This window comes from Brevibacillus sp. Leaf182, assembly GCF_001423865.2.
GTDB lineage: Bacteria > Bacillota > Bacilli > Brevibacillales > Brevibacillaceae > Brevibacillus > Brevibacillus brevis_C.
Map to the genome: position 1 here is coordinate 223211 of NZ_LMPN02000036.1, position 20846 is coordinate 244056.

Here is a 20846-nt window from a genome sequence, read left to right on the forward strand (position 1 = left end):
CCAGCGCAAAAGAAAAAGGGTGCTCAAATGGAGTACCCTTTTTCACTTTGTTGCAGCTTGCGTTCAGCCATATAGGAAGCGATTCCCAAAATCAGTCCCAATGCTACGAGCACAGCACCGACCCATGGGAGGGAGGTAATATCAAGATGAGTAATTACCCATCCGCCAATGAAAGCACCGGCTGCATTTCCTAAATTTCCGGCAGAATGACTCGAGGTAGAAGCAAGCGCTGGTGCATGCTGCGCGAGGTTCATCACACGCACTTGCAGCCCTGGAAATACAGCGAAAGAAGCAGCGCCCCATAGAAAAATGGTCAAAACGGCAGCTATGGGACTATAGAGGGTAAACGTAAACAGCGTGAGAATGATGCATATCGTAAAGTAAAGTCCGAGTATGGAAGGCATCAGCTTCCAATCCGCAAGCTTTCCGCCCACGATATTGCCGATGGTCACTCCACAGCCAAAGAGGACAAGAATCCACGTAACATGATACTCAGCAAAACCGGTAATTTGCGTCAGCAGTGGCGCAATGTACGTAAATACGGTGAAGAGACCCGCATTGCCCAGTGCTCCAATCAGAAGGTACAGAAGGAGCTTGGGCTTGAGAAGAGCGGTAATTTGCCCAGTGATACTCCCCGTGCTTTTTTGCCGCATGTTTGGGACGAAAACGAGTATTCCGATGAGTGCTATTATTCCCATGATCGCAATAGAGCCAAATGAGGCTCGCCACCCCATGTGCTGACCGATGAAAGTCCCCAAAGGTACACCAATAATATTGGCGATCGTCAGGCCTGCCATCATGATGGAAACGGCTGCGGCACGTTTGTCAGGACTTACAAGACTGGAGGCTACAACAGCCCCAACTCCAAAAAATGTCCCGTGTGTCAAAGCGGTGATCAGGCGTGCCCCCATCAGTATCTCATAGTTGGGAGCAAAAACAGAGATTCCGTTGCCGAGAATAAATAGAACCATTAGTAGACAGAGTAGCTTCTTTTGGGGAATTCGGTGAGTGAGGACTGTCAGTATCGGTGCACCGACGGCTACCCCTAGCGCATACATAGTAATGAGTTGACCCGCGGAAGAGATACTAACCCCCAAATCCTCTGCAACATTCGGCAAAAGCCCCATAATGACAAATTCCGTCATCCCAATGGCAAAAGAGCCCACGGTAAGAGAGAGCAAAGAGATAGAAGACTTTTCCTTGTTGGCCTGTTTCTTGGTAGTAGTGTGAGATAAGTCCATGAAGTCAATACAACCTTTCTCCAGTATAAAATTCCGGTGAAACTGTCGTTTATAGTAGCGGGTAAAGATTACCTGTTCTACTTTGTTAAGTCAAGGTATTCTTTTTGCATGCTTGACTGACCTGTTTGAATTGCGCAGTTGACAGATAACCAAATTGTGGTTATGATTTACTCGTTAATAATCGTAATCATTACGGTTTATTTTTTTCTTGTTTAAATCGTAATGATTACGTTTAAAGTGAAGTAAGTATCTGTTCATCAAAAATAGGGTAAGAGGGTAGGTTGTGATGAAACGGGAAATCGATTTTATAAAGTTTAATCCCACACAAAATATGACCATTCTTGTGAAAAATAATCATCCTGCTGAAGAGCATACGCTGATCGCCTCAAAAATAATGTCCTACGACAGTGTCCATGCTGAACAAGTGGGGTTTATCGAAAAATCGAATCATGATGGAGCGGCAGCCTCTCTGCAAATGGCTGGGGGTGAGTTTTGCGGTAATGCATGCATGGCATTAGCGACGTTCATCGCGCATGAAAATGGTCTACAGCATCATGAGTGGACCAACATTGTATTGGAAGCTTCGGGTACAGATCATTTCGTTGCTTGTCGAGTAAAAAGAATCGAAGACGAATATTACTGCCAAGTTTCGATGCCCCTTCCTAAAAAGATCGAGCAGCAATCAATCAACTATGATGGCGACGAAATCAACATGGTGATTGTGAGGTATCCTGGTTTCTTTCACATCGTGATTGAAGTGGACGAGTTCAGTGAAGCGGTAAGAAATCGTGCACAATCTTTAGCCAAGCTGCTGGGAGTAACTGTAGGGGCGAATTTGATCGGGGTGTTATTGTATCAGCCAGCTTCGAATGAAATGGCTCCCCTGATTTTTGTTCCGCCAGTAGATAGCATGATCTGGGAAAGAGGCTGTGGGTCAGGTACTGCTTCACTTGGAGCCTATCTGGCGTGGAAAAAGCAAGGCGATATCGCTGCTCCAATCAGGCAACCGGGAGGCACGATTCATGTAACGGCTATTTGGCAAAGAGAAGAGGTAACAAGCCTGAAAATTGAGGGGGCAGTCGGAATTGTGGCACGAGGCAAAGCATTCATCGAGATACACGATACCGATTGAGGGTTCACATTTTATTTAGCAAGGGGAGAACGGAATGAATAGACCTGAACAGTTGCAACAGCATTTGACTGCATTTCTAGAAAGGTTCACCCATTTAGCCGACCGATATGACGGCACCATCCATCAGAGCTCGGAGTTAGAGAAGATCATCGATGAGTATTCTACATTCATAACAGATAAAAGAAACAAAGAAGCCTGGGAGCAACTAGAACAGTCAATCGTAAGCCAGTTGGATCAGCTTGTGGAGGATGTAAGGAAATCGTCGGCGATTTGCGTTGCTATTATGGAGAAATATCGTGCGTTGAAGCTGCTTGATGGGATTGCTGATAAGACCGACTACTTTCAAAACATCGAATCATGTATTGAAGAAGAATTTGGGAGTTTTCAAGTTACTGCTGATTCAAAGGTGTTGATGGTTGGCTCAGGCTCATTTCCCATGACGCCATTGTTGATTGCGAAGCGAACTGGAGCAGAAGTAGTTGGAATCGACATTGATGAGGAGGCTATCAAGCTAGGGCGGAGTGTTGTAGAAAGGCTGGGAAGCGGATTGCCTATCCGCTTGGAGCAAGAGTTTGTGGAACGACTCGATGTGACGAAGGATGCAACCCATATCATCTTTAGTTCGACGGTTGCAAATAAATATGACCTGCTGGAACAATTGCATCCATTGACAAACGAACAAGTGATCGTGGCGATCCGATACGGCAATCAAATGAAGTCCCTTTTTAACTACCCCATGAGAGAGGTAGATGAGCGGAAATGGACGTTGATTGAAACCATTTTGCGTCCCGACCATGTATTTGATATCGCTTTGTATAAAAAAGCATCGGCTGCATGCTGATTTTATAAGGAGGTTTTTATGGGTGCTTTGAAAAGAATCTTGCTATTGGGAACAGGTCCTGCTTCCATTCAAATGGCTGTCCTGCTTAAAAAACAAAGGGATTGCTACATTGGGATCGTTGGGCGTGAGTCTGTTCGTTCCGAATCATTCTTTACTGAACTTAAGCAAAATAGCCAGCAAATTCGCGTAGATATTCAAAATGAAAAGCATCAAACGATGGAAGGCGAATGCCAAATCGATCAAGTATTCCAGGGATATGGGACTGTCACAGGGGAATGGGATACCTTCCTATTAGCTGTCACAACAGATGCTTATGTAGAGGTTTTACAACAAATCAATGAGCAAGTCTTACAGCAAGTAAAGTGCTTGGTTTTAGTTTCTCCGACCTTTGGTTCCAACAGTTTACTACGCCATTATCTAAACAGTATTCATTCAAATGCGGAGATTATCAGTTTTTCTACATACCTTGGCGATACTCGCTGGTTCCACGAAAAGCCTTCCAATCGTGTGATTACGACAGGGGTTAAGAAAAAAGTTTACATGGGCTCGACGCACTCTCCCTCCCAGTATGTAAAAAGACTATGTGAGTTATATGAGCAAGTAGGTATCGATTTGGAAGTCATGGACTCTCCAATTGAGGCGGAAACGAGAAACATATCCCTGTATGTGCATCCGCCACTGTTTATGAATGATTTCTCCCTTCGTGTGATATTTGGAGAGGAAACAATCAAAAAGTACGTATACAAAATGTTTCCAGAGGGCCCCATCACGCAATCTCTCATTCGCGGTATGCTGACCCAATGGAAAGAGATCACAAATGTGGTGGAAAAGCTCAATATGAAAGGAGTCAATTTGCTGAAGTTCATGACGGATGATAACTATCCGGTGAGGCTGGAGTGTCTATCACGTGAGGATATCGAAAACTTCGTTCATTTTGAAGCGATTCATCAAGAGTATTTATTGTTCATTCGGTATACCTCGTTGTTGATCGATCCTTTTTCGGAGCCAGATGCAGATGGAAGATACTTCGATTTTTCTGCTGTCCCCATCCGGAAAATGTTTATCAATAGAGAAGGGTATTGGGATATCCCGCGCATGCCAAAGGAAGATTACTATCGGATAAAAATCATACAGGGCATTGCGAGATTCATAGGTAGCAGTTGCCCTACCATCGATACATTTATTGAAACGTACGAGCGTAAAATTGCCGAAGTCTCGCGAGCACATAAGGGCGAACGCTTATCGAATGCATTTGTGGTACAAAGCTTTGAAGAAGATTTGAAGAGGATATGCAGTGAGATCGGCAAGGGTATCGGAGCAAAGTAACTGTACTAGCACGTATTTTCAGGAGGAATGGGTATGACAGGTAGAATGGGCTTTTTAGTAAGGACTTTTACACTCTCAATCGTACTACTGGTTGGATGCAGTAACGGTGATACGGCAAAAACGACGTCAACTGATACAGGGAAAGAGATTGTGTATGCCACTTCGAAAGATATGAACGATATGAACCCCCATTTTTATTCCGGCTCCATGCCAGCACAAGGGATGGTGTATGAATCGTTAGTAGAAAATACAGAAGATGGGATCAAACCATTGTTAGCTGAATCTTGGGAAATTTCCGATGATGGGAAAGTGTACAAGTTTCACTTGAGAAAAAACGTGACGTTCCATGATGGAGAGCGGTTTAATGCCGAAGCAGTGAAAAAGAATATAGAAGCGGTGCAAAGCAATGCAAGCAAGCACTCCTGGATCAAGCTATCCACCAAGATCGTGGATTGCAATGTACTCGATGAGTATACAGTTGAACTGGTCTTATCCGAACCGTACTATCCGACACTGGTCGAATTGTCGATGACAAGACCTTACGTATTCATCTCGCCCAAAAATTTTGTGAACGGGGGAACCAAAGATGGCGTTAGTGGTTTTAACGGAACGGGCCCCTATAAGCTCACTGAACATAAAGTCGATCAGTATGCCGTAATGGAAGCGAATGAAAAATACTGGGGCGGCGTGCCCAAGGTAAAAAAAATAACAGCCAAAGTACTTCCCGCAGGCGAAACTACTTTCTTGGCACTGCAAAAGGGAGAAGTCAACTTTGTATTTACGGATGATCGAGGCGCGAATAGTCTCGATGTTGAAGCCATGAATCAGTTGGTTGAATCCGGTGAATACCAGATTATTCGCAGTCAACCAATGAACACAGGCATCATTGTCGCCAATAGTAGCAAAACCGAGAGCCCTGTACATGAAACCGCTGTACGCGAAGCGTTTTGGCATGCGATTGACAGAGAGACTATTAGTAAACAAATATTTGAAGGCACGGAACAACCTGCTTATACCCTTTTCTCTTCGAATGTCAATTACGCCAATGTGGAAGTAGAGAAGCGGGGCTACGATTTGGAAAAAGCGAAAAAGCTTTTGGAGGAAGCAGGCTGGGATATCGGGAATGCGGGTGAAACCAGAACAAAAAACGGAAAGCCATTAGCCATGAAGCTTTATTATGATGTCAATTCGTCCACTCAAAAAACGCAGGCTGAGTTCATTCAAAATACGGGAAAACGACTTGGGATTCATCTGGAGATTGTGGGAGAGGAGTCTTCTTCGATTGCGAACAGAAGGTCTACAGGTGACTATGACCTGCTTTTCAATCAAACATGGGGACTCGCGTATGATCCGCAGAGCACAATCGCTGCTTTTACTTCCAAGTCTTCCTATTACCATACGACAAGAGGTATCGCCCAAGCTGATGAGCTCTATAAAAAAATAGAAGAAGTCATGGTGACGACGGATGAGGAACATAGAAAATCGTTATATACCGATATTTTGACCATTGTCCATGAGGAAGCCGTATTTATTCCGATTACGAATGGAAGAGTGACGATCTTGGCTCCCAAAAACTTGCAGGGCATCTCGTTTAAGCAAACGCAATTCGAGCTTCCATTCGAGCGGATGTACTTTGAATAAATAAACAAAAGGAGCGTGCTATGGGTAGTTATATCCTCAAAAGGTTATTACTATCGATTCCTTTAGTCCTGATCATCTCGTTTGTAACGTTTGCCTTCATTCATCTATCTCCCTTGGATCCCGCCGAAGTGGTGCTGCATTCGCAAGGCATACCCAAAATAACGGATGAGTTACTTGCGCAAACAAGAACGAAACTTGGGATGGACCAACCCTTTCTGAATCGTTACCTTAACTGGGTTGTTTCATGCTTGCAGCTAGATTTTGGAGATTCCTATATAACGGGAAAACCCGTGTGGTCAATGCTAGGACCAGCCTTTCTACATACAGTAAAGCTGACGCTGGTTTCGACATTTTCCATTGTTGTACTGTCCATCGTATTGGGGGTGGCATGCGCATTGAAAGCAGGGAAATGGGTGGACAAATCAGTCAGAGGTGTTTCGTTTTTCCTGACATCGATGCCGTCCTATTGGCTCGCAGCTCTGCTGATCTGGTATTTTTCTGTAAAGCTGGATTTGCTCCCGACAAGCGGAATGGAGTCTTACAAAAGCTATGTATTACCCGTTGCTGTGATTACAATCAGCTATGCTGGCATCTATTTTCGAATCATCAGAACTTCCATGTTAAGCAACATGAATGAAGACTATGTTCTCTACGCAAGGGCATGCGGCTTACCGGAGAAAAAGATCACGATGCACATTCTCAGAAATTCATTGCAGGTGAGCATTTCCGTACTATGCATGGCGATTCCCATTATTTTGGGAAGCACAGTCGTAGTGGAAAACATCTTTGCTTGGCCGGGACTCGGAACGCTAAGCGTCAAATCCATTTTAAGCAGGGATTTCCCGATTATCCAAGCCTATGTCCTTGTGTTGGCAGTTGCCTTTATTCTGTTCAACATCGTTTCCGACATCATCAATGTGGCATTGAACCCTAAACTAAGGGATGGTCTCTAGATGAAGCGATTACAAAATGTGTGGAAAGACAGGGTCGCGGTCCTATCCTTATCGATTATCACGGTCACAACTGTGGCTGGGATATTTGCGCCATTCGTTGCACCGAATGATCCCGAAGAAGTACATATGGAGCTTCGATTTGCATCCGCATCATGGGAATATCTTTTGGGCAACGACCACCTCGGGCGATGCATTTTATCCAGACTCATTTACGCTATTCGTCCCAGCATGCTCTGGGTCTTTGCTGCGCTGCTTCTATCTGTATTGATTGGGTCGATTGTAGGCGTTCTCGCGGGTTACTTTCGTGGAAAAACAGATGCTTTCTTGATGCGCGTTTGCGATGTGATCCTTTCTTTTCCCGGATATGTCATGACCCTGGCGATCATCGGCATATTGGGTGTCGGTTTTGAAAATATAATCATCGCCTTTGTATTGATGAAATGGGCGTGGTTTGCTCGAATCATCAGAACGTCAGTCATGCAATATGCGGAATCCGATTATGTAAAATTTGCAAAGGCAATCGGCGCAAGCAATACGAGAATCATGATCAAGCACATTGTTCCGGTTGCGTTGCCCAACATCGCCGTCATTTCAAGCAGCTCCTTCGGTTCAATGATTTTGCAAATATCGGGGTTTTCCTTTCTCGGTTTAGGCATTCAAGCACCGGAAGCAGAGTGGGGCATGATGTTGAATGAAGCGAGGGACGTCATGTTTTCACGCCCGGAATTGATGCTGGCTCCCGGTTTGACCATCGTGATCGTCGTGTCAGCCATTAACTATTTGTCTGATGCCCTTCAAATGGCTCTCGATCCCAAATTAATGACTACTAAAAATAAGCAGCAAGGATTCGTAAGAGCCTCTGCCGTTAAGCAGGAAGGAAAGGGGGTGGCATGATCGGATGACGAACATTTTGGAGGTAAAAAACCTGAAAATCTGGGACAGTCGCAATGATCGAGTGATTGTTCCAAATAGTTCATTTGATGTGAAGCAGGGAAGCTGCCTGGCCATTGTGGGAGAAAGTGGGAGTGGGAAGTCGGTGACTTGCAAGGCCATCATGAGATTGAATCAAGCCGGGATTCGCCAATCGGGAGACATTCTGTTACGAGGAGAAAATCTTATGGAGCTCTCCGAACAGGAGATGAGGAAAAAGAGGGGGAAACAGCTTTGCATGATTTTGCAGAATGGCATGCGTGCCTTTGATCCCTCTTGCGTGGTGGGCGTCCATCTAAAGGAGACGCTTGTGGAGCATTTTGGATGGGGCCGTGACGAAATTATAACCAAAATGAAAAATGCCATGGAAAGTGTCATGCTGAAAGATCCGATAGAGGTGATGAACAAGTATCCCCACCAGTTGTCGGGTGGAACGCTGCAACGAGTCATGATTGCGCTTTCCATCGTATTAGAGCCTGACATTCTGATTGCGGATGAACCCACAACAGCACTCGATACTATCTCTCAGTTCGAAGTCGTTGAACAGTTCCTGCAATTGCGTGAACAAATGGGCTGCTCCATGATCTTCATTTCTCACGATTTAGGGATTGTCAAATTAATCGCAGATGACGTTCTCGTCATGAAAGAAGGAGAAATTGTTGAAAATGGGACGACCCAAGCCATCTTCTCTGAACCGCAGCATCCCTATACCCGTTACTTGCTCTCCACGAAGCTGGCGATGAATCAACATTTTACGAGAGTCATGGGAGGAGTTCGTGTTGCTGAGCGTTGAATGCGTAGAGAAATCATATCGAAAAGGCGGATTGTTCTCAAGGAAAAGAGAGCATGTGTTGAAAAACATTAGCTTCGAATGCAAGCCTGGAGAGTGTCTTGGCATCATCGGAGAAAGTGGAAGTGGCAAATCAACATTAGGACGATTGCTATTGGGGATTGAAAAGCCTGATCGAGGTATCATCCTGTTTGCGGGCAAAAAAGTAGAGAATCGAAAAGTGAGAGCAGGGAACCTAAGCGCTGTTTTTCAAGATTACACTTCCTCTATCAATCCATTTTATACGGTTGAGGAGGCCATTCTGGAGCCTTTACAAATGAAAAGAAAGGCACGGGAAGATGCACTAAGTCAGATTGACCCATTATTATCTCAAGTGGGGTTGGATCCTTCCTATCGAAAAAAATATCCGCATGAGTTATCAGGGGGAGAGGTTCAGAGGGTATGCATAGCGAGAGCCGTTTCAACGGAACCAACATGCATCCTATTTGATGAAGCAATCAGTTCCTTGGACGGCTCTGTGCAAATGCAAGTGCTTGAATTACTGAAGAGCTTGAGAAAACGTTACGACATGGGCTATATCTTCATCACCCATGATATACAGGCAGCCGCCTATATTTGCGACAGAGTCATGATCATACGAAAGGGTGAAATCGAAGAAATCGTAGCGGTTGAACAATTAAAAGAAGTTCAGTCCGTCTATACGCAGAAATTGCTGCAAATGGTTATTGCGTAATGGAATTGCCAATGAGGGTGAACAGGATCAGAGGAAGGAGCAAGGAGCTATGAGAGGGGCTCTGTCTTGGCCGTTTTTGCGATTATACATTTTGACTCTTTTGTATTTTAGCGCGAACTCCATTCTGAATGTCATTATTCCGTTGAAGGGTGCAGAGTTGGGTGCAACCAATACAACCATCGGAGTCGTTATGGGAGCGTATTTGTTTACAACGATGTTTTTTCGGCCATGGGCAGGCCATATCATCCAAAAACATGGTGCAATCAAAGTGCTCCGCACGATTCTGATTTTCAATGGTGCGGCTCTTATTTTATATACGTTCACTGAATTAGAGGGCTTTATCGTTGCCCGGATGCTGCAAGGGGTGTGTACCGCTTTTTTCTCCATGGCCTTGCAGTTAGGGATTATTGATGCGTTGCCGGACAAGGATCGCTCACAAGGGATTTCCATGTATTCCTTATGTGCTTATTTGCCTGGTATTCTTGGTCCACTACTCGCTTTAGGCATCTGGCAAGCAGGGGATAGCCATTCTTTTACCGTTGCCATGATTACCATTGCGCTCCTTACAGGAGTGGTGGGCTATAGTGCCAAAATGGACAAAAAAGTGGCCGAGCCCGTTCAGGGTCAGACAGAAAAGGGAGCAACGATGTTTGGTTCGATAAGCCAATTAGTCAAAAATCCGCACCTATGTAAATGCAGTGTCTTGATGCTGGCGGCATCCGTTATATTTGGAGCTGTGACTACCTTTATCCCGCTATACGCTGTACAAATCAAATATGGGAATGCAGGAATTTACCTCATGCTTCAAGCAGGCACCGTCGTATTATCGCGGTTTGTATTGAGAAAGAAAATCCCGTCTGACGGCAAGTGGCGTTCATCTTTTATGATGGGAATTATGCTTGCTCTTGCAGCAGCGGCGTTAAGTGTGAGCTTTTCTACCCTGGGTGGGGCAGCCTATTTGTATGGAGGGGCCATATTAATGGGGATTGCGCAAGCCCTCCTTTACCCTACGTTAACGACGTATTTAACCTTTGTTCTACCGAAGACCGATCGCAATGTGTTAATCGGGTTATTCATAGCGATGGCCGATTTGGGTGTTTCTCTGGGAGGAGTCATCATGGGGCCAGTCGCGGATTATTTCTCCTATTCCTTTATGTATATGATTTGCGCGATCTTAGGCGTGACGATGATCATTTTTGCCTATGAACGAAGCAAAACTTCTGTGGAAGTACAATAAGAGAGATCGTCGTTGGACCACGTAGGAGAATATTCAGGTGGTAAGTCGAGTACATGCTAGGGGATGATACCTGGCTGTTACTCGGCTTTTTTCATACGCAGATGCGAATCAAAACGCAGTATCTATTTGATCATCATGTAGCGTCACAGAAGATAGGGGAAGGTACCTATTTGAAAGTTGCGCCGCGTCTCTTACGATTGGATCATAGGAGAAATACGATCAGTATGGAGGACCAATGATGGATCAATGTCTCACTTTATTTGAACGCTCTGGTGATGAAGGAAAAGCGACGGATAACGGTTATCTGAAGCAAATCTTCGACCACTTGCAGGACGGCATTATTCTCATGGATCAGGAACGAAAAATCATGGTGATGAATCCATCCGCAGAAAAAATGACCGGTTGGAAACGAGGAGAAAAGGTGCCGTTCTGCTCCTATTGCCAAAACAGAGAGCTGGAAGAGGGAGAAGAACGATGTTATTTGCTTGCCAAACGAGAAGTTCCCTATTTTCTTTCTGCGATGCCCACGTATGAGGGGATGTACGTCGACATGGAAATGAGCACGGCTGTCATCTATGAAAATGGTGAACAAAACATGCAGGATGTCCTTTTGGTTTTGAAAGATATGACGATCAAGAAAAAAGAAGAGGAAGTCAGAATCTCCAAGCAGGTGCTGCAAAAAACGCTAGAAGCACAGGAAAACGAACATAAGCGCCTGGCCCAGGAGCTGCACGACGGCGTAGGACAATCCTTGTATTCTGTTTCGGTTGGCATTCAAGCTATTCAAACGCGTCTCAACCAGGAAGGACAATTCCGGGAATTCATGCAAGAGATTGTCAATGAGCTGGAAAAAGCGATACAAGACGTCAAGCTCTATTCTCTACAACTGCGTCCGCATAGTCTCGATCAATTGGGGCTGATACCTACAGTCCGGCATCTTGTTTCTAGCTTGAACAAAGCACATCAGGATGTTTCCATTACCTTTTCCTACAGCAATGTCAGCGATCATTTTCAGCCAATCTTGGAAATCAATCTGTACCGTGTCATCCAAGAAGCCTTACATAATGCTCTGAAATACGCGAAAGCGACACTCATTGAAGTCATTTTGTACAAGGAAGACGACCAACTGACTTTGCTGATTCAAGACAACGGAATCGGTTTTGTTCGCGATCAGGTTCAGGTTGGTCTGGGACTCAAACATATGGAAGAACGGGTGGCTCAGATGGAGGGGAGTCTTCAGATTCAATCCGTGCTCCACGAAGGTACAGCGATCAAGGTAACGGTAGTGGGGCAAGGGGGGAGAGCAGAGTGATACGAGTGCTTTTGGTTGATGATCACACGATGATTCGGAAGGGATTGCGTGTGCTTCTCGAAAGTTACTCTCAAATAAAAATTGTTGGGGAGAGTCATACAGGCAATGATGCCATCCTGAAAGCCAATCAGCTCAATCCCGATGTGGTGCTGATGGATTTGTCATTGCCGAATGGACTGGATGGGTTTACCGCGAGCAATGAGATTCGCAAGTCGAATCCTTTCGTGAAAATCGTCATTTTGACTATGCATGACGAGGAGATTTTCGTCCAGAAGGCCATCGCCGTCGGAGCCCATGGATATATTTTAAAAAACAGCCATGGCGAGCTGCTGTTTCAAGCCATTGTAGAGGTTTACAAAGGAAAGCGCTTTTACAAGACTTCCGTATCGCAAGAGATCATCAATCTATGGCTGAAATCGGATGCCAAAACGATGCCTTCTGTTTTAACGCTCCGTGAAAAGGAGCTTGTCAGACTCATTGTGCTTGGCTATACCAATAAGGAAATGGCAGATAAGTTGTTGATCAGTGTCAAAACCGTGGAGAACCACAAAACGAATATCATGCAGAAGCTAGGACTGGATTCCAAACATCAATTGATCCAATACGCCATTAAAAACAGATATCTCGATCTGGCATTTTAATCGCATAGAGCAAAAAGTAGGGGACTTCCCCTATATAGAAAAAATGACAGAGAAATAAACTGAATAGAGAGACTACAACTTATGAACCATCATCTACGATTGGAAACCATATCGTCGTCGGAGGAGGAGCTATGGCAAAACAAGTTCATTATTCGGTTGTCATCGTGGGTGCAGGCTCAGCAGGAATCTCTGTTGCTGCCCGTATCGTCCGGGCTTCCAAAAGGCTCATGGGACAAGTCGCCATCATCGATCCCGCATCCAAGCATTATTATCAGCCTTTGTGGACATTAGTCGGAGGAGGTGCCGCGAAAAAGGAGGAATCCGAGCGAGAACTCTCCTCTCTGATTCCCGCTGGCGTCGACTGGATTTGCGATGCGGTCACCTCGTTTCAACCGGAAGAGCACACGCTTCATACTGAGCAGGGAACCTTCCTCTCCTATGACTATCTCGTTGTTGCTGCCGGTCTGCAAATAGATTGGGAGGGGGTAAAGGGCCTGAAGGATGCCGTCGGCAAGAACGGCGTTTGCAGCAACTACGCTTACCAAACGGTAGACAGTACATGGGAAGCGATCCGGAGCTTTAAAGGTGGCACTGCCATTTTTACCCACCCGAATTCACCCGTAAAATGCGGCGGAGCCCCTCAGAAAATCATGTATCTGGCCGATGATTACTTTCGCAAGTTACATGTTCGCAACCAGTCAGAGATTATTTTTGCATCGGCGAAGGGAAGTATTTTTGACGTTCCCACGTATGCCAATACCCTCACTAACGTTATTCGTCGTAAGAACATCGAAACCAGATACAAACATAACCTGATGGAAGTGCGGGCGGATACCAAAGAAGCCGTATTCGAGAATCTGGACACGAAAGAACAGGTGGTATGGAAGTATGACATGCTTCATGTGACCCCTCCCATGAAAGCGCCTGATTTTATTGCAAACAGCGCATTGGCAGACACAGCAGGCTGGGTGGATGTCGATCCATTTACGCTTGCGCACAAAAGATTTCCCACTATTTTCGGCATAGGCGATTGCGCGAATCTTCCGACGTCCAAAACAGGAGCTGCTATTCGCAAACAGGCGCCAGTTGTCGAGAAAAACCTGCTCGCACTGATCAATGGTACTCCAATGCTTGCCAAGTACGACGGTTATACCTCCTGCCCACTCGTAACGGGGTACAACAAACTGGTACTGGCCGAATTTGATTACAACCTGACACCGTGTGAAACCTTTCCTTTTGACCAATCTAAAGAGAGATTCAGTATGTACCTGATGAAAAGAGAGCTGCTTCCCATCCTTTATTGGAATGGGATGTTAAAAGGATTGATGTAAGGCGCCTTTGAAAGAGAGGGGGAGAGCAACATTTTGAACGACAGGAAGCAATCACCATATTGATCCGAAAGCTCCCGAAGAAAAAGTTACCGTCCTGGCAGCCGAAGAGGGTCAACTGTCCCGTTTCTTGGTGGAAAAAGAATCGATAGACGCCCTATTCACGTTGCTTGATAAGATGCCAAAGCACGAGCCGAACATAAAAGCGAGCCCGTTAATGTTTTTTTACCCAATCGTTGCTCGAAGTACCCGCAGAAAAATCCAACAAAAAATAGACGTGTAAAAGGGAGGAATGCGCCATGTTGTTACGTTACTTTTATGATGAAAAACTGGCCCATGCATCTTATCTGGTCGGTTGCCAAAAAAACGGGGAGGCGATTGTGATCGATCCCGCCCGCAATCTGGCTCCTTATTTTCAAGTCGCCAAAGCAGAAGGGGTTACCATTGTAGCCGCCACGGAAACCCACATTCACGCTGATTTTGTCTCCGGTGCCAGAGAACTGGGCGCAACTCATCAGGCGAAGCTGTTTTTATCCAATGAGGGCGATAAAGATTGGAAATATCAATACTTGGAAGGGTTGAACCATCAGCTTGTCCACGATGGGGATCGCTTTTTTATCGGGAACTTGCTATTTGAAGTCATGCATACCCCTGGCCATACACCCGAGAGCATCTCCTTCCTTTTGACAGACCTTGGAGGGAATGCAGATCGGCCTATCGGGATCTTCACGGGGGATTTCGTCTTTGTCGGCGATATCGGCAGACCGGACTTACTCGAAAAAGCGGCGGGAATAAAGGGTACGTCCGAATCAGGTGCAAGAGCCATGTTCCAGTCCCTCCAAAAATTCAAGCAACTGCCGGATTACATGCAGGTATGGCCAGCGCATGGCGCAGGAAGCGCTTGCGGGAAAGCACTGGGGGCCGTGCCGTCTTCTACCGTTGGTTATGAAAAGCTCTTTAACTGGGCGATGTTACACTCTAATGAAGAGGAATTCGTTCAGGTACTCCTGGATGGACAACCAGAGCCACCAACGTATTTTGCCGTAATGAAACGCGTGAATAAGGAAGGCCCTGCCTTGCTCAACGAACTCCCTGTTGTTCAAGAGTTCAATTCGCTTGAAGCGGTTAAGGAAACGCTGGAAAAGGGACAGATTGTCGATACGCGTCCTTTCCAGAATTTTGCGAAGGGGCATTTGGCGGGAACACTTCACATTCCTTTTCACAAGTCATTTGCCAACTGGGCGGGCTGGATCGTCGATTACGATCGCCCGGTTCATATCCTGGGCACCCCAGATGAGCTGGATGAGATTTTGCAAGCCTTGCATTCCGTAGGGATTGATCATGTCACAGGTTTTATCGACAGCGGCAAGCTACTGGAAGGCGAAGTGTCTGCACTCGAGACAATCAAAGAGGTAACACCGTTGGAGATTGCCGAACAGGTGAAAAAGGGAGAGGTTCACGTAGTAGATGTACGTAATCTCTCTGAGTGGAAGGAAGGACACATTCCAGATGCACAGCACATCATGCTCGGTACGCTCGCTATGCGGCTGGAGGAAATTCCTCACGATAAGCCGCTTCTCGTACAGTGCCGTTCCGGTGCTCGTTCCGCTATTGGAGCAAGCATTCTTCAGGCAAATGGATTCAAGGATGTCATGAATTTGAGCGGCGGAATCTTGAGATGGCAAATAGATGGCTTGGCAGTTGTAGAACGAGGATAAAACGAAGTGAGGTGTTGCAAAGGGTGAGCGTATGACTATCGACCTTGTGATCACACTGTTTGTTATCGGTTTCGCGGGATCATTTATCTCTGGTCTCGTCGGAATCGGGGGCTCCATCATCAAGTATCCGATGCTTCTGTACATTCCGCCCGCCTTTGGATTCGTTGCTTACACAGCTCACGAGGTATCCGGAATAAGTGCAGTCCAAGTATTTTTTGCCACCCTAGCTGCTGTTTGGACTCTGCGCAAAGATAAGCTTATTCATTACCAACTCGTACTGTATATGGGAAGTTCAATTATTGTCGGGAGCTTGCTTGGGGGATATGGAGGAAAATATCTTTCGGCAGAAGCCATCAATATCGTTTACGCCATCCTGGCTACCCTTGCTGTAATCTTGATGTTCCTGCCAAAAAAGCGAGTGGACGAGCGAGAACAGACAGAGGTTCTCTTTCATAAACCTACAGCCGTATTATCCGCTTTGATTGTCGGAGGCGCCTCAGGAATTGTCGGAGCTGCTGGCGCTTTTATTTTGGTTCCCATCATGTTGATCATCCTTAAGATCCCGACAAGGGTTACAATAGCTTCATCTCTTGCCATTACCTTTCTTTCTTCCATCGGTTCGACGGTAGGGAAAGGGATGGCGGGGGACATATTGCTGTGGCCATCCGTGATCATGGTAATCGCCAGTATCATGGCAGCGCCACTGGGTACGATGGTCAGCAAACGTTTGGACACACGGATTCTCCAAACCATTCTTGCCTTGTTGATCCTAGCCACCACGATTAAGATTTGGGCTGACATCCTCCTATTCAAACGTGTGTGAAGATTTACTTTTTTCATAAATAAAATAAAGAAAAATCAATTGTCATTGAACAGCATTGACATATCCGAGTAAAATGATAAGATAAAAAAGAATTTTACGATGAAACAAAATTTCATAGAACATTCTTATCGAGAGTGGTGGAGGGACTGGCCCGATGAAACCCGGCAACCTTGGTCTAATTGACCTTACGGTGCTAATTCCTGCGGAGTAATTCTGCGAGATGAGAAGGTGGGAACCGTGCAATTACCCCTCTTCTTTTCGGAGAGGGGTTTTCTGTATTTATAATTCGTAGTATTCACATCTATTTACTTACTATTATACAAAGGAGGAAACAATGTGCTTCATTATGCGGTCAAGCGTGGCTTTCTTATGATCGTTACGCTGTGGATTATTGTCACGGTGACGTTTGTGACCATGCACCTGATTCCGGGTGACCCGTTCGCGTCTGACGCCAAAATGCTTCCAGAAGAAGTGGTAAAGAACATGCGGGCGGAGTACAACCTGGATCAGCCAATCACGGTACAGTACCTGCTCTATCTGAAAGGTTTACTACAGTTTGACTTGGGGCCATCTATCCAGTCCAAGACGAGGGATGTGAACACGTTGATTGCAGAGGGATTTCCCGCCTCGGCTGTTCTGGGACTCCAGTCGTTTATTGTCGCGCTGGCAGGTGGAATCACACTCGGAATCGTAGCGGCACTCTATCACAATCGAACGCTGGATTTCTTATCTATGTTTGCAGCCATCATCGGGATCTCTGTCCCCAGTTTTATTCTGGCGCCACTGTTGATTAAGTACTTGGCGGTCAAATGGGAGCTTCTTCCTGTTGCTGCGTGGGGGAGCTGGGAACACTCGATTCTTCCAACGCTTGCGCTCGCTATCGGTCCGCTTGCCATTATCGCTCGTTTCGTACGAGCCAGCATGCTTGAGGTTTGGCAACAGGAATACATAAGTACGGCGGAGGCGAAAGGGCTTGGCACCTTTTCCATTGTCATTAGACACGGGATGCGCAATGCCATACTGCCGGTTCTTACCTTTATCGGACCACTGTTTGCCAACCTGATGACCGGAACCTTTGTGGTGGAAAAGATTTTCGCCATTCCCGGGCTCGGCAAATACTTCGTGGAAAGCATTTTTAACCGCGATTACCCCGTTATTTTGGGGACGACCGTGTTTTACAGCTTTGTGCTCATTTTTACTTTGTACATCATCGACCTGCTGTATCGGGTGATTGACCCGCGCATCAGATTGACGAGTGGAGGGAAGTAACGACATGGCCAATCAGGCAACACAGCTAGACTCCCTGTTTCGACCAGTAGACCGAAACCGACTATCCGAAGGAATTCGCGAACGTCCCAGCCTAGGGTACTGGCAGGAGGTATTGCAGCGAGTATTCCACAACAAGCTGGCCATGCTCGGGTTTTTCCTGCTCGCAGCAGTGGTGACTCTCTCGATCATCGGACCGATGCTCGTACCCCATAGCCCGCATGAACAGTCATTGACGAAGGGTAATCTGCCACTGTCGGGCGAGCACTGGTTTGGAACGGATGACTTGGGTCGGGACATGTGGGCACGTACCTGGGTAGGTGGTCAAATCTCTTTGTTTATTGGTGTGGCGGCAGCTGCCATTGACCTAGTGATCGGCGTAATCATCGGCGGGATATCTGGTTACATGGCAGGGAGGAACAAGCTGGGAGATCGTGTGGACAACATCCTGATGCGGTTAGCTGAAATTCTATACAGCATTCCGTATCTGCTAGTGGTAATCCTGCTGATGGTGGTTCTGGAGCCTGGTCTCACAACGATCATTATTGCCCTTTCACTAACCGGCTGGGTCGGCATGGCGCGCCTGGTCAGAGGGCAAATCATGCAGATCAAGCGTCAGGAGTTTGTACTGGCGGCAGAAAAGCTGGGTACCTCGCATGCCAAAATCATCAGGAAGCATCTGCTGCCGAATACGATCGGCGTCATCATCGTCAACCTGACTTTTACGATCCCGCACGCGATTTTCGCCGAATCGTTTCTCAGCTTTCTTGGGCTGGGTGTACAGGCGCCAACCGCTAGCTGGGGAACCATGGCTAACGACGCGCTGGCGGTTATGCTGAGCGGACAGTGGTGGCGGCTGTTTTTTCCGGGATTCATGATTTCGCTTACCATGTTCGCGTGCAATGCACTCGGGGACGGTTTGCAGGACGCACTGGACCCGCGGATCAGGAAATGAGGAGGAGTACATCGTGAAACCATTGTTGGAAGTAGATCAGCTACGCGTCTCCTTTCGCACGTACGGTGGAGAGGTGCAGGCAGTAAGAGGGGTTTCCTTTTCTGTGAAGGAAGGAGAGACGCTGGCGATTGTCGGGGAAAGCGGATGCGGAAAAAGTGTGACTGCTCGGGCATTGATGGGGATGATTCCGCCGCGATCCGGTCAGGTAAAAGGTGGCAGCATTCGGTTTCGCGGGCGTGAACTGACTGGGCTGACGAAGCTGGAATGGCAGCAGGTTCGCGGCTCGCAGATCGGCATGATTTTCCAAGACCCGATGACTTCGCTGAACCCCACGATGAAAATCGGTTTACAGATTGCGGAAGGGCTGATCAAACATCGAAAGCAGACGAAGTCGCAAGCAAAGGAAGAGACACTGAAACTGCTAGAGAGAGTGGGCATTCCGGAAGCGGCGAGGCGTTTTGAACAATATCCGCACGAGCTAAGCGGAGGCATGCGGCAGCGTGTTGGAATCGCTATGGCGCTTGCTTGCCAACCGCAGTTGGTTGTCGCCGACGAACCGACGACAGCGCTCGACGTGACCATTCAGGCACAGATTCTTCGTCTGATGAGGGAGTTGCAGGAGCAGTTAAACACGTCGATCATTTTGATCACCCACGATCTGGGCGTTGTTGCAGAGGTGGCCGATCATGTAGCGGTCATGTACGCAGGCGTAGTGGTGGAGAGCGGCCCTGTGGGAGAGATCTTTGACAATCCGCGCCACCCATATACACAAGGACTGTTGCAGTCTGTGCCACGCCTCGATACAGGCAAAAAAGAGCGGCTGCTCCCCATCGAAGGGACACCGCCGGATCTTTTTCGTCCGCCTGCTGGTTGCCCGTTCGCTGCACGTTGTCGGTTTGCCATGGAAATTTGCCTGGAGCATATGCCGCAATCGAATTCGTTTATCAATCAGCATGAGGCGAGCTGCTGGCTGAACGACCCGCGTGCCCGGGGAGCAGAAGCGTGGATGGGGAGGGAGACACATGGTTGACAACATAATAGGGGTGGAGAATCTCGCTAAATCGTTTGAGATTGGCGGAGGCCAACGGGTTAGAGCTGTTGACCGCGTCTCTTTTGAAATCAGGCGAGGGGAGACGCTCGGAATCGTTGGGGAAAGCGGCTGCGGCAAGTCTACGCTGGGCAGGACGATCGTGGGCCTTTACCCGGCTAGTGCGGGGCGCATCCTGTTTCAAGGTAAAGACATTGCCAGGATGGACAGACGTGAGCGACGGGACGCAAATCGCCACATGCAGCTGATCTTCCAAGATCCGCAGGCCTCACTCAATCCGCGTTTACGAGTGGGTGACATCATTGCCGAGGGAATTGATTCCTATGGATTGGCAAAAGGAAAAGAGCGAGAAGAACGCATCTATCGGCTGCTGGAGCTAGTAGGATTGCACCCAAGCCACGCAAAACGCTTTCCGCATGAATTTAGCGGCGGACAACGACAACGTATCGGCATCGCCCGCGCGCTTGCGGTGGAGCCCAGCTTTATCGTGGCAGACGAGTCCATCTCCGCACTGGATGTGTCTATCCAGGCGCAAATCGTCAACCTTTTAGCGGATCTTCAGGCAGAACGGTTCATCACGTATCTGTTTATCGCCCATGACCTGTCGATGGTGAAGTACATCAGCGACCGGATTGGCGTGATGTACCTGGGGCAAATGATGGAGCTGGCACCGAGCGAGGAGTTGTTTGCCACGCCGCTACATCCGTACACGCAGGCCTTGATTTCGGCTATGCCCGTCTCCCATCCAGCCCAGCGCGAAGAGCGGGAGCAGATTGTACTGAATGGAGAACCGCCCAGCCCGATTCATCCGCCAAGTGGTTGCCCGTTTCGCACCAGATGTCCGGTTGCCCAAGGCGTTTGTACCGAAACAGCGCCGGATTGGAAGGAGGTGAGGCACGGACACTGGATCGCTTGCCATCTTGTACAGTAG

General features: G+C 47.2%; 20 protein-coding genes and 1 riboswitch. Of the genes, 19 read left to right on the forward strand and 1 reads right to left on the reverse strand.

Annotated features, from left to right (window positions below):
* Positions 1-23 precede the first annotated feature (23 nt).
* Positions 24-1241 carry an MFS transporter gene (locus ASG16_RS27380; protein ID WP_056494061.1) on the reverse strand — a complete coding sequence of 406 codons (1218 nt, stop codon included), beginning with the start codon at positions 1239-1241 and terminating at the stop codon, positions 24-26.
* Between the two features lie 286 nt (positions 1242-1527).
* Between ASG16_RS27380 and ASG16_RS27385 the strand changes: the two genes are divergently transcribed.
* The 19 genes from ASG16_RS27385 (at position 1528) to ASG16_RS27475 (ending at position 20846) form a co-directional block, all read left to right on the forward strand.
* A complete protein-coding gene (locus ASG16_RS27385) occupies positions 1528-2373 on the forward strand; it encodes a histidine racemase CntK family protein (RefSeq protein WP_056494058.1) in 846 nt (281 codons plus the stop codon).
* Between the two features lie 34 nt (positions 2374-2407).
* Positions 2408-3214: a class I SAM-dependent methyltransferase gene (locus ASG16_RS27390; protein WP_056494055.1), complete on the forward strand. Its 807-nt coding sequence runs from the start codon at positions 2408-2410 to the stop codon at positions 3212-3214.
* A gap of 18 nt (positions 3215-3232) precedes the next feature.
* On the forward strand, positions 3233-4540 hold the full coding sequence (locus tag ASG16_RS27395) for an opine metallophore biosynthesis dehydrogenase (RefSeq protein WP_056494052.1): 1308 nt from the start codon (positions 3233-3235) through the stop codon (positions 4538-4540).
* 33 nt (positions 4541-4573) lie between these two features.
* Positions 4574-6181, forward strand: coding sequence for a staphylopine-dependent metal ABC transporter substrate-binding lipoprotein (cntA, locus tag ASG16_RS27400; protein WP_056494048.1), 1608 nt, complete (start codon positions 4574-4576; stop codon positions 6179-6181).
* Positions 6182-6201: 20 nt separating this feature from the next.
* On the forward strand, positions 6202-7134 hold the full coding sequence (opp1B, locus tag ASG16_RS27405) for a nickel/cobalt ABC transporter permease (RefSeq protein WP_056494045.1): 933 nt from the start codon (positions 6202-6204) through the stop codon (positions 7132-7134).
* Positions 7135-8028: a staphylopine uptake ABC transporter permease subunit CntC gene (cntC, locus tag ASG16_RS27410; RefSeq protein WP_056494042.1), complete on the forward strand. Its 894-nt coding sequence runs from the start codon at positions 7135-7137 to the stop codon at positions 8026-8028.
* A gap of 4 nt (positions 8029-8032) precedes the next feature.
* Positions 8033-8857, forward strand: coding sequence for a staphylopine uptake ABC transporter ATP-binding protein CntD (gene cntD / locus ASG16_RS27415; protein WP_056494040.1), 825 nt, complete (start codon positions 8033-8035; stop codon positions 8855-8857).
* Positions 8844-9587, forward strand: a complete 744-nt coding sequence (locus ASG16_RS27420; protein WP_056494037.1) for an ABC transporter ATP-binding protein — start codon at positions 8844-8846, stop codon at positions 9585-9587. Before cntD ends, ASG16_RS27420 begins: the two co-directional genes overlap by 14 nt.
* A gap of 49 nt (positions 9588-9636) precedes the next feature.
* Positions 9637-10824: a staphylopine family metallophore export MFS transporter CntE gene (gene cntE / locus ASG16_RS27425; RefSeq protein ID WP_056494034.1), complete on the forward strand. Its 1188-nt coding sequence runs from the start codon at positions 9637-9639 to the stop codon at positions 10822-10824.
* Between the two features lie 53 nt (positions 10825-10877).
* Complete coding sequence (locus ASG16_RS27430) at positions 10878-11063, forward strand: hypothetical protein (RefSeq protein ID WP_056494030.1); 186 nt, start codon at positions 10878-10880, stop codon at positions 11061-11063.
* A complete protein-coding gene (locus ASG16_RS27435) occupies positions 11063-12136 on the forward strand; it encodes a PAS domain-containing sensor histidine kinase (RefSeq protein WP_082517282.1) in 1074 nt (357 codons plus the stop codon). The genes ASG16_RS27430 and ASG16_RS27435 overlap by 1 nt, the downstream gene beginning before the upstream one ends.
* Positions 12133-12777 carry a response regulator gene (locus ASG16_RS27440; protein WP_056494025.1) on the forward strand — a complete coding sequence of 215 codons (645 nt, stop codon included), beginning with the start codon at positions 12133-12135 and terminating at the stop codon, positions 12775-12777. Before ASG16_RS27435 ends, ASG16_RS27440 begins: the two co-directional genes overlap by 4 nt.
* 131 nt (positions 12778-12908) lie before the next feature.
* Complete coding sequence (locus ASG16_RS27445; protein ID WP_056494022.1) at positions 12909-14108, forward strand: FAD/NAD(P)-binding oxidoreductase; 1200 nt, start codon at positions 12909-12911, stop codon at positions 14106-14108.
* 296 nt (positions 14109-14404) lie between these two features.
* Complete coding sequence (locus ASG16_RS27450) at positions 14405-15823, forward strand: MBL fold metallo-hydrolase (protein ID WP_056494020.1); 1419 nt, start codon at positions 14405-14407, stop codon at positions 15821-15823.
* 31 nt (positions 15824-15854) lie between these two features.
* Entirely contained in the window at positions 15855-16646 is a 792-nt protein-coding gene (locus ASG16_RS27455) for a sulfite exporter TauE/SafE family protein (protein WP_056494017.1), read from the forward strand.
* A gap of 122 nt (positions 16647-16768) precedes the next feature.
* A riboswitch (SAM riboswitch) is annotated at positions 16769-16873 on the forward strand.
* Positions 16874-16982: 109 nt separating this feature from the next.
* Positions 16983-17915: an ABC transporter permease gene (locus ASG16_RS27460; RefSeq protein WP_082517281.1), complete on the forward strand. Its 933-nt coding sequence runs from the start codon at positions 16983-16985 to the stop codon at positions 17913-17915.
* A gap of 4 nt (positions 17916-17919) precedes the next feature.
* Positions 17920-18867: an ABC transporter permease gene (locus tag ASG16_RS27465; protein WP_056494014.1), complete on the forward strand. Its 948-nt coding sequence runs from the start codon at positions 17920-17922 to the stop codon at positions 18865-18867.
* A 13-nt stretch (positions 18868-18880) separates the two neighbouring features.
* A complete protein-coding gene (locus ASG16_RS27470; protein WP_056494011.1) occupies positions 18881-19897 on the forward strand; it encodes an ABC transporter ATP-binding protein in 1017 nt (338 codons plus the stop codon).
* Positions 19890-20846 carry an ABC transporter ATP-binding protein gene (locus ASG16_RS27475; RefSeq protein ID WP_056494008.1) on the forward strand — a complete coding sequence of 319 codons (957 nt, stop codon included), beginning with the start codon at positions 19890-19892 and terminating at the stop codon, positions 20844-20846. The genes ASG16_RS27470 and ASG16_RS27475 overlap by 8 nt, the downstream gene beginning before the upstream one ends.

Coding starts and splice junctions, on each gene's coding strand:
- ASG16_RS27435 (WP_082517282.1), top strand. CDS start 11,063: ATGGATCAATGTCTCACTTTATTTGAACGCTCTGGTGATGAAGGAAAA.
- cntE (WP_056494034.1), top strand. CDS start 9,637: ATGAGAGGGGCTCTGTCTTGGCCGTTTTTGCGATTATACATTTTGACT.
- ASG16_RS27455 (WP_056494017.1), top strand. CDS start 15,855: ATGACTATCGACCTTGTGATCACACTGTTTGTTATCGGTTTCGCGGGA.
- ASG16_RS27450 (WP_056494020.1), top strand. CDS start 14,405: ATGTTGTTACGTTACTTTTATGATGAAAAACTGGCCCATGCATCTTAT.
- ASG16_RS27395 (WP_056494052.1), top strand. CDS start 3,233: ATGGGTGCTTTGAAAAGAATCTTGCTATTGGGAACAGGTCCTGCTTCC.
- opp1B (WP_056494045.1), top strand. CDS start 6,202: ATGGGTAGTTATATCCTCAAAAGGTTATTACTATCGATTCCTTTAGTC.
- ASG16_RS27385 (WP_056494058.1), top strand. CDS start 1,528: ATGAAACGGGAAATCGATTTTATAAAGTTTAATCCCACACAAAATATG.
- ASG16_RS27380 (WP_056494061.1), bottom strand. CDS start 1,241: ATGGACTTATCTCACACTACTACCAAGAAACAGGCCAACAAGGAAAAG.
- ASG16_RS27465 (WP_056494014.1), top strand. CDS start 17,920: ATGGCCAATCAGGCAACACAGCTAGACTCCCTGTTTCGACCAGTAGAC.
- cntD (WP_056494040.1), top strand. CDS start 8,033: ATGACGAACATTTTGGAGGTAAAAAACCTGAAAATCTGGGACAGTCGC.
- ASG16_RS27390 (WP_056494055.1), top strand. CDS start 2,408: ATGAATAGACCTGAACAGTTGCAACAGCATTTGACTGCATTTCTAGAA.
- cntC (WP_056494042.1), top strand. CDS start 7,135: ATGAAGCGATTACAAAATGTGTGGAAAGACAGGGTCGCGGTCCTATCC.
- cntA (WP_056494048.1), top strand. CDS start 4,574: ATGACAGGTAGAATGGGCTTTTTAGTAAGGACTTTTACACTCTCAATC.
- ASG16_RS27430 (WP_056494030.1), top strand. CDS start 10,878: ATGCTAGGGGATGATACCTGGCTGTTACTCGGCTTTTTTCATACGCAG.
- ASG16_RS27445 (WP_056494022.1), top strand. CDS start 12,909: ATGGCAAAACAAGTTCATTATTCGGTTGTCATCGTGGGTGCAGGCTCA.
- ASG16_RS27475 (WP_056494008.1), top strand. CDS start 19,890: ATGGTTGACAACATAATAGGGGTGGAGAATCTCGCTAAATCGTTTGAG.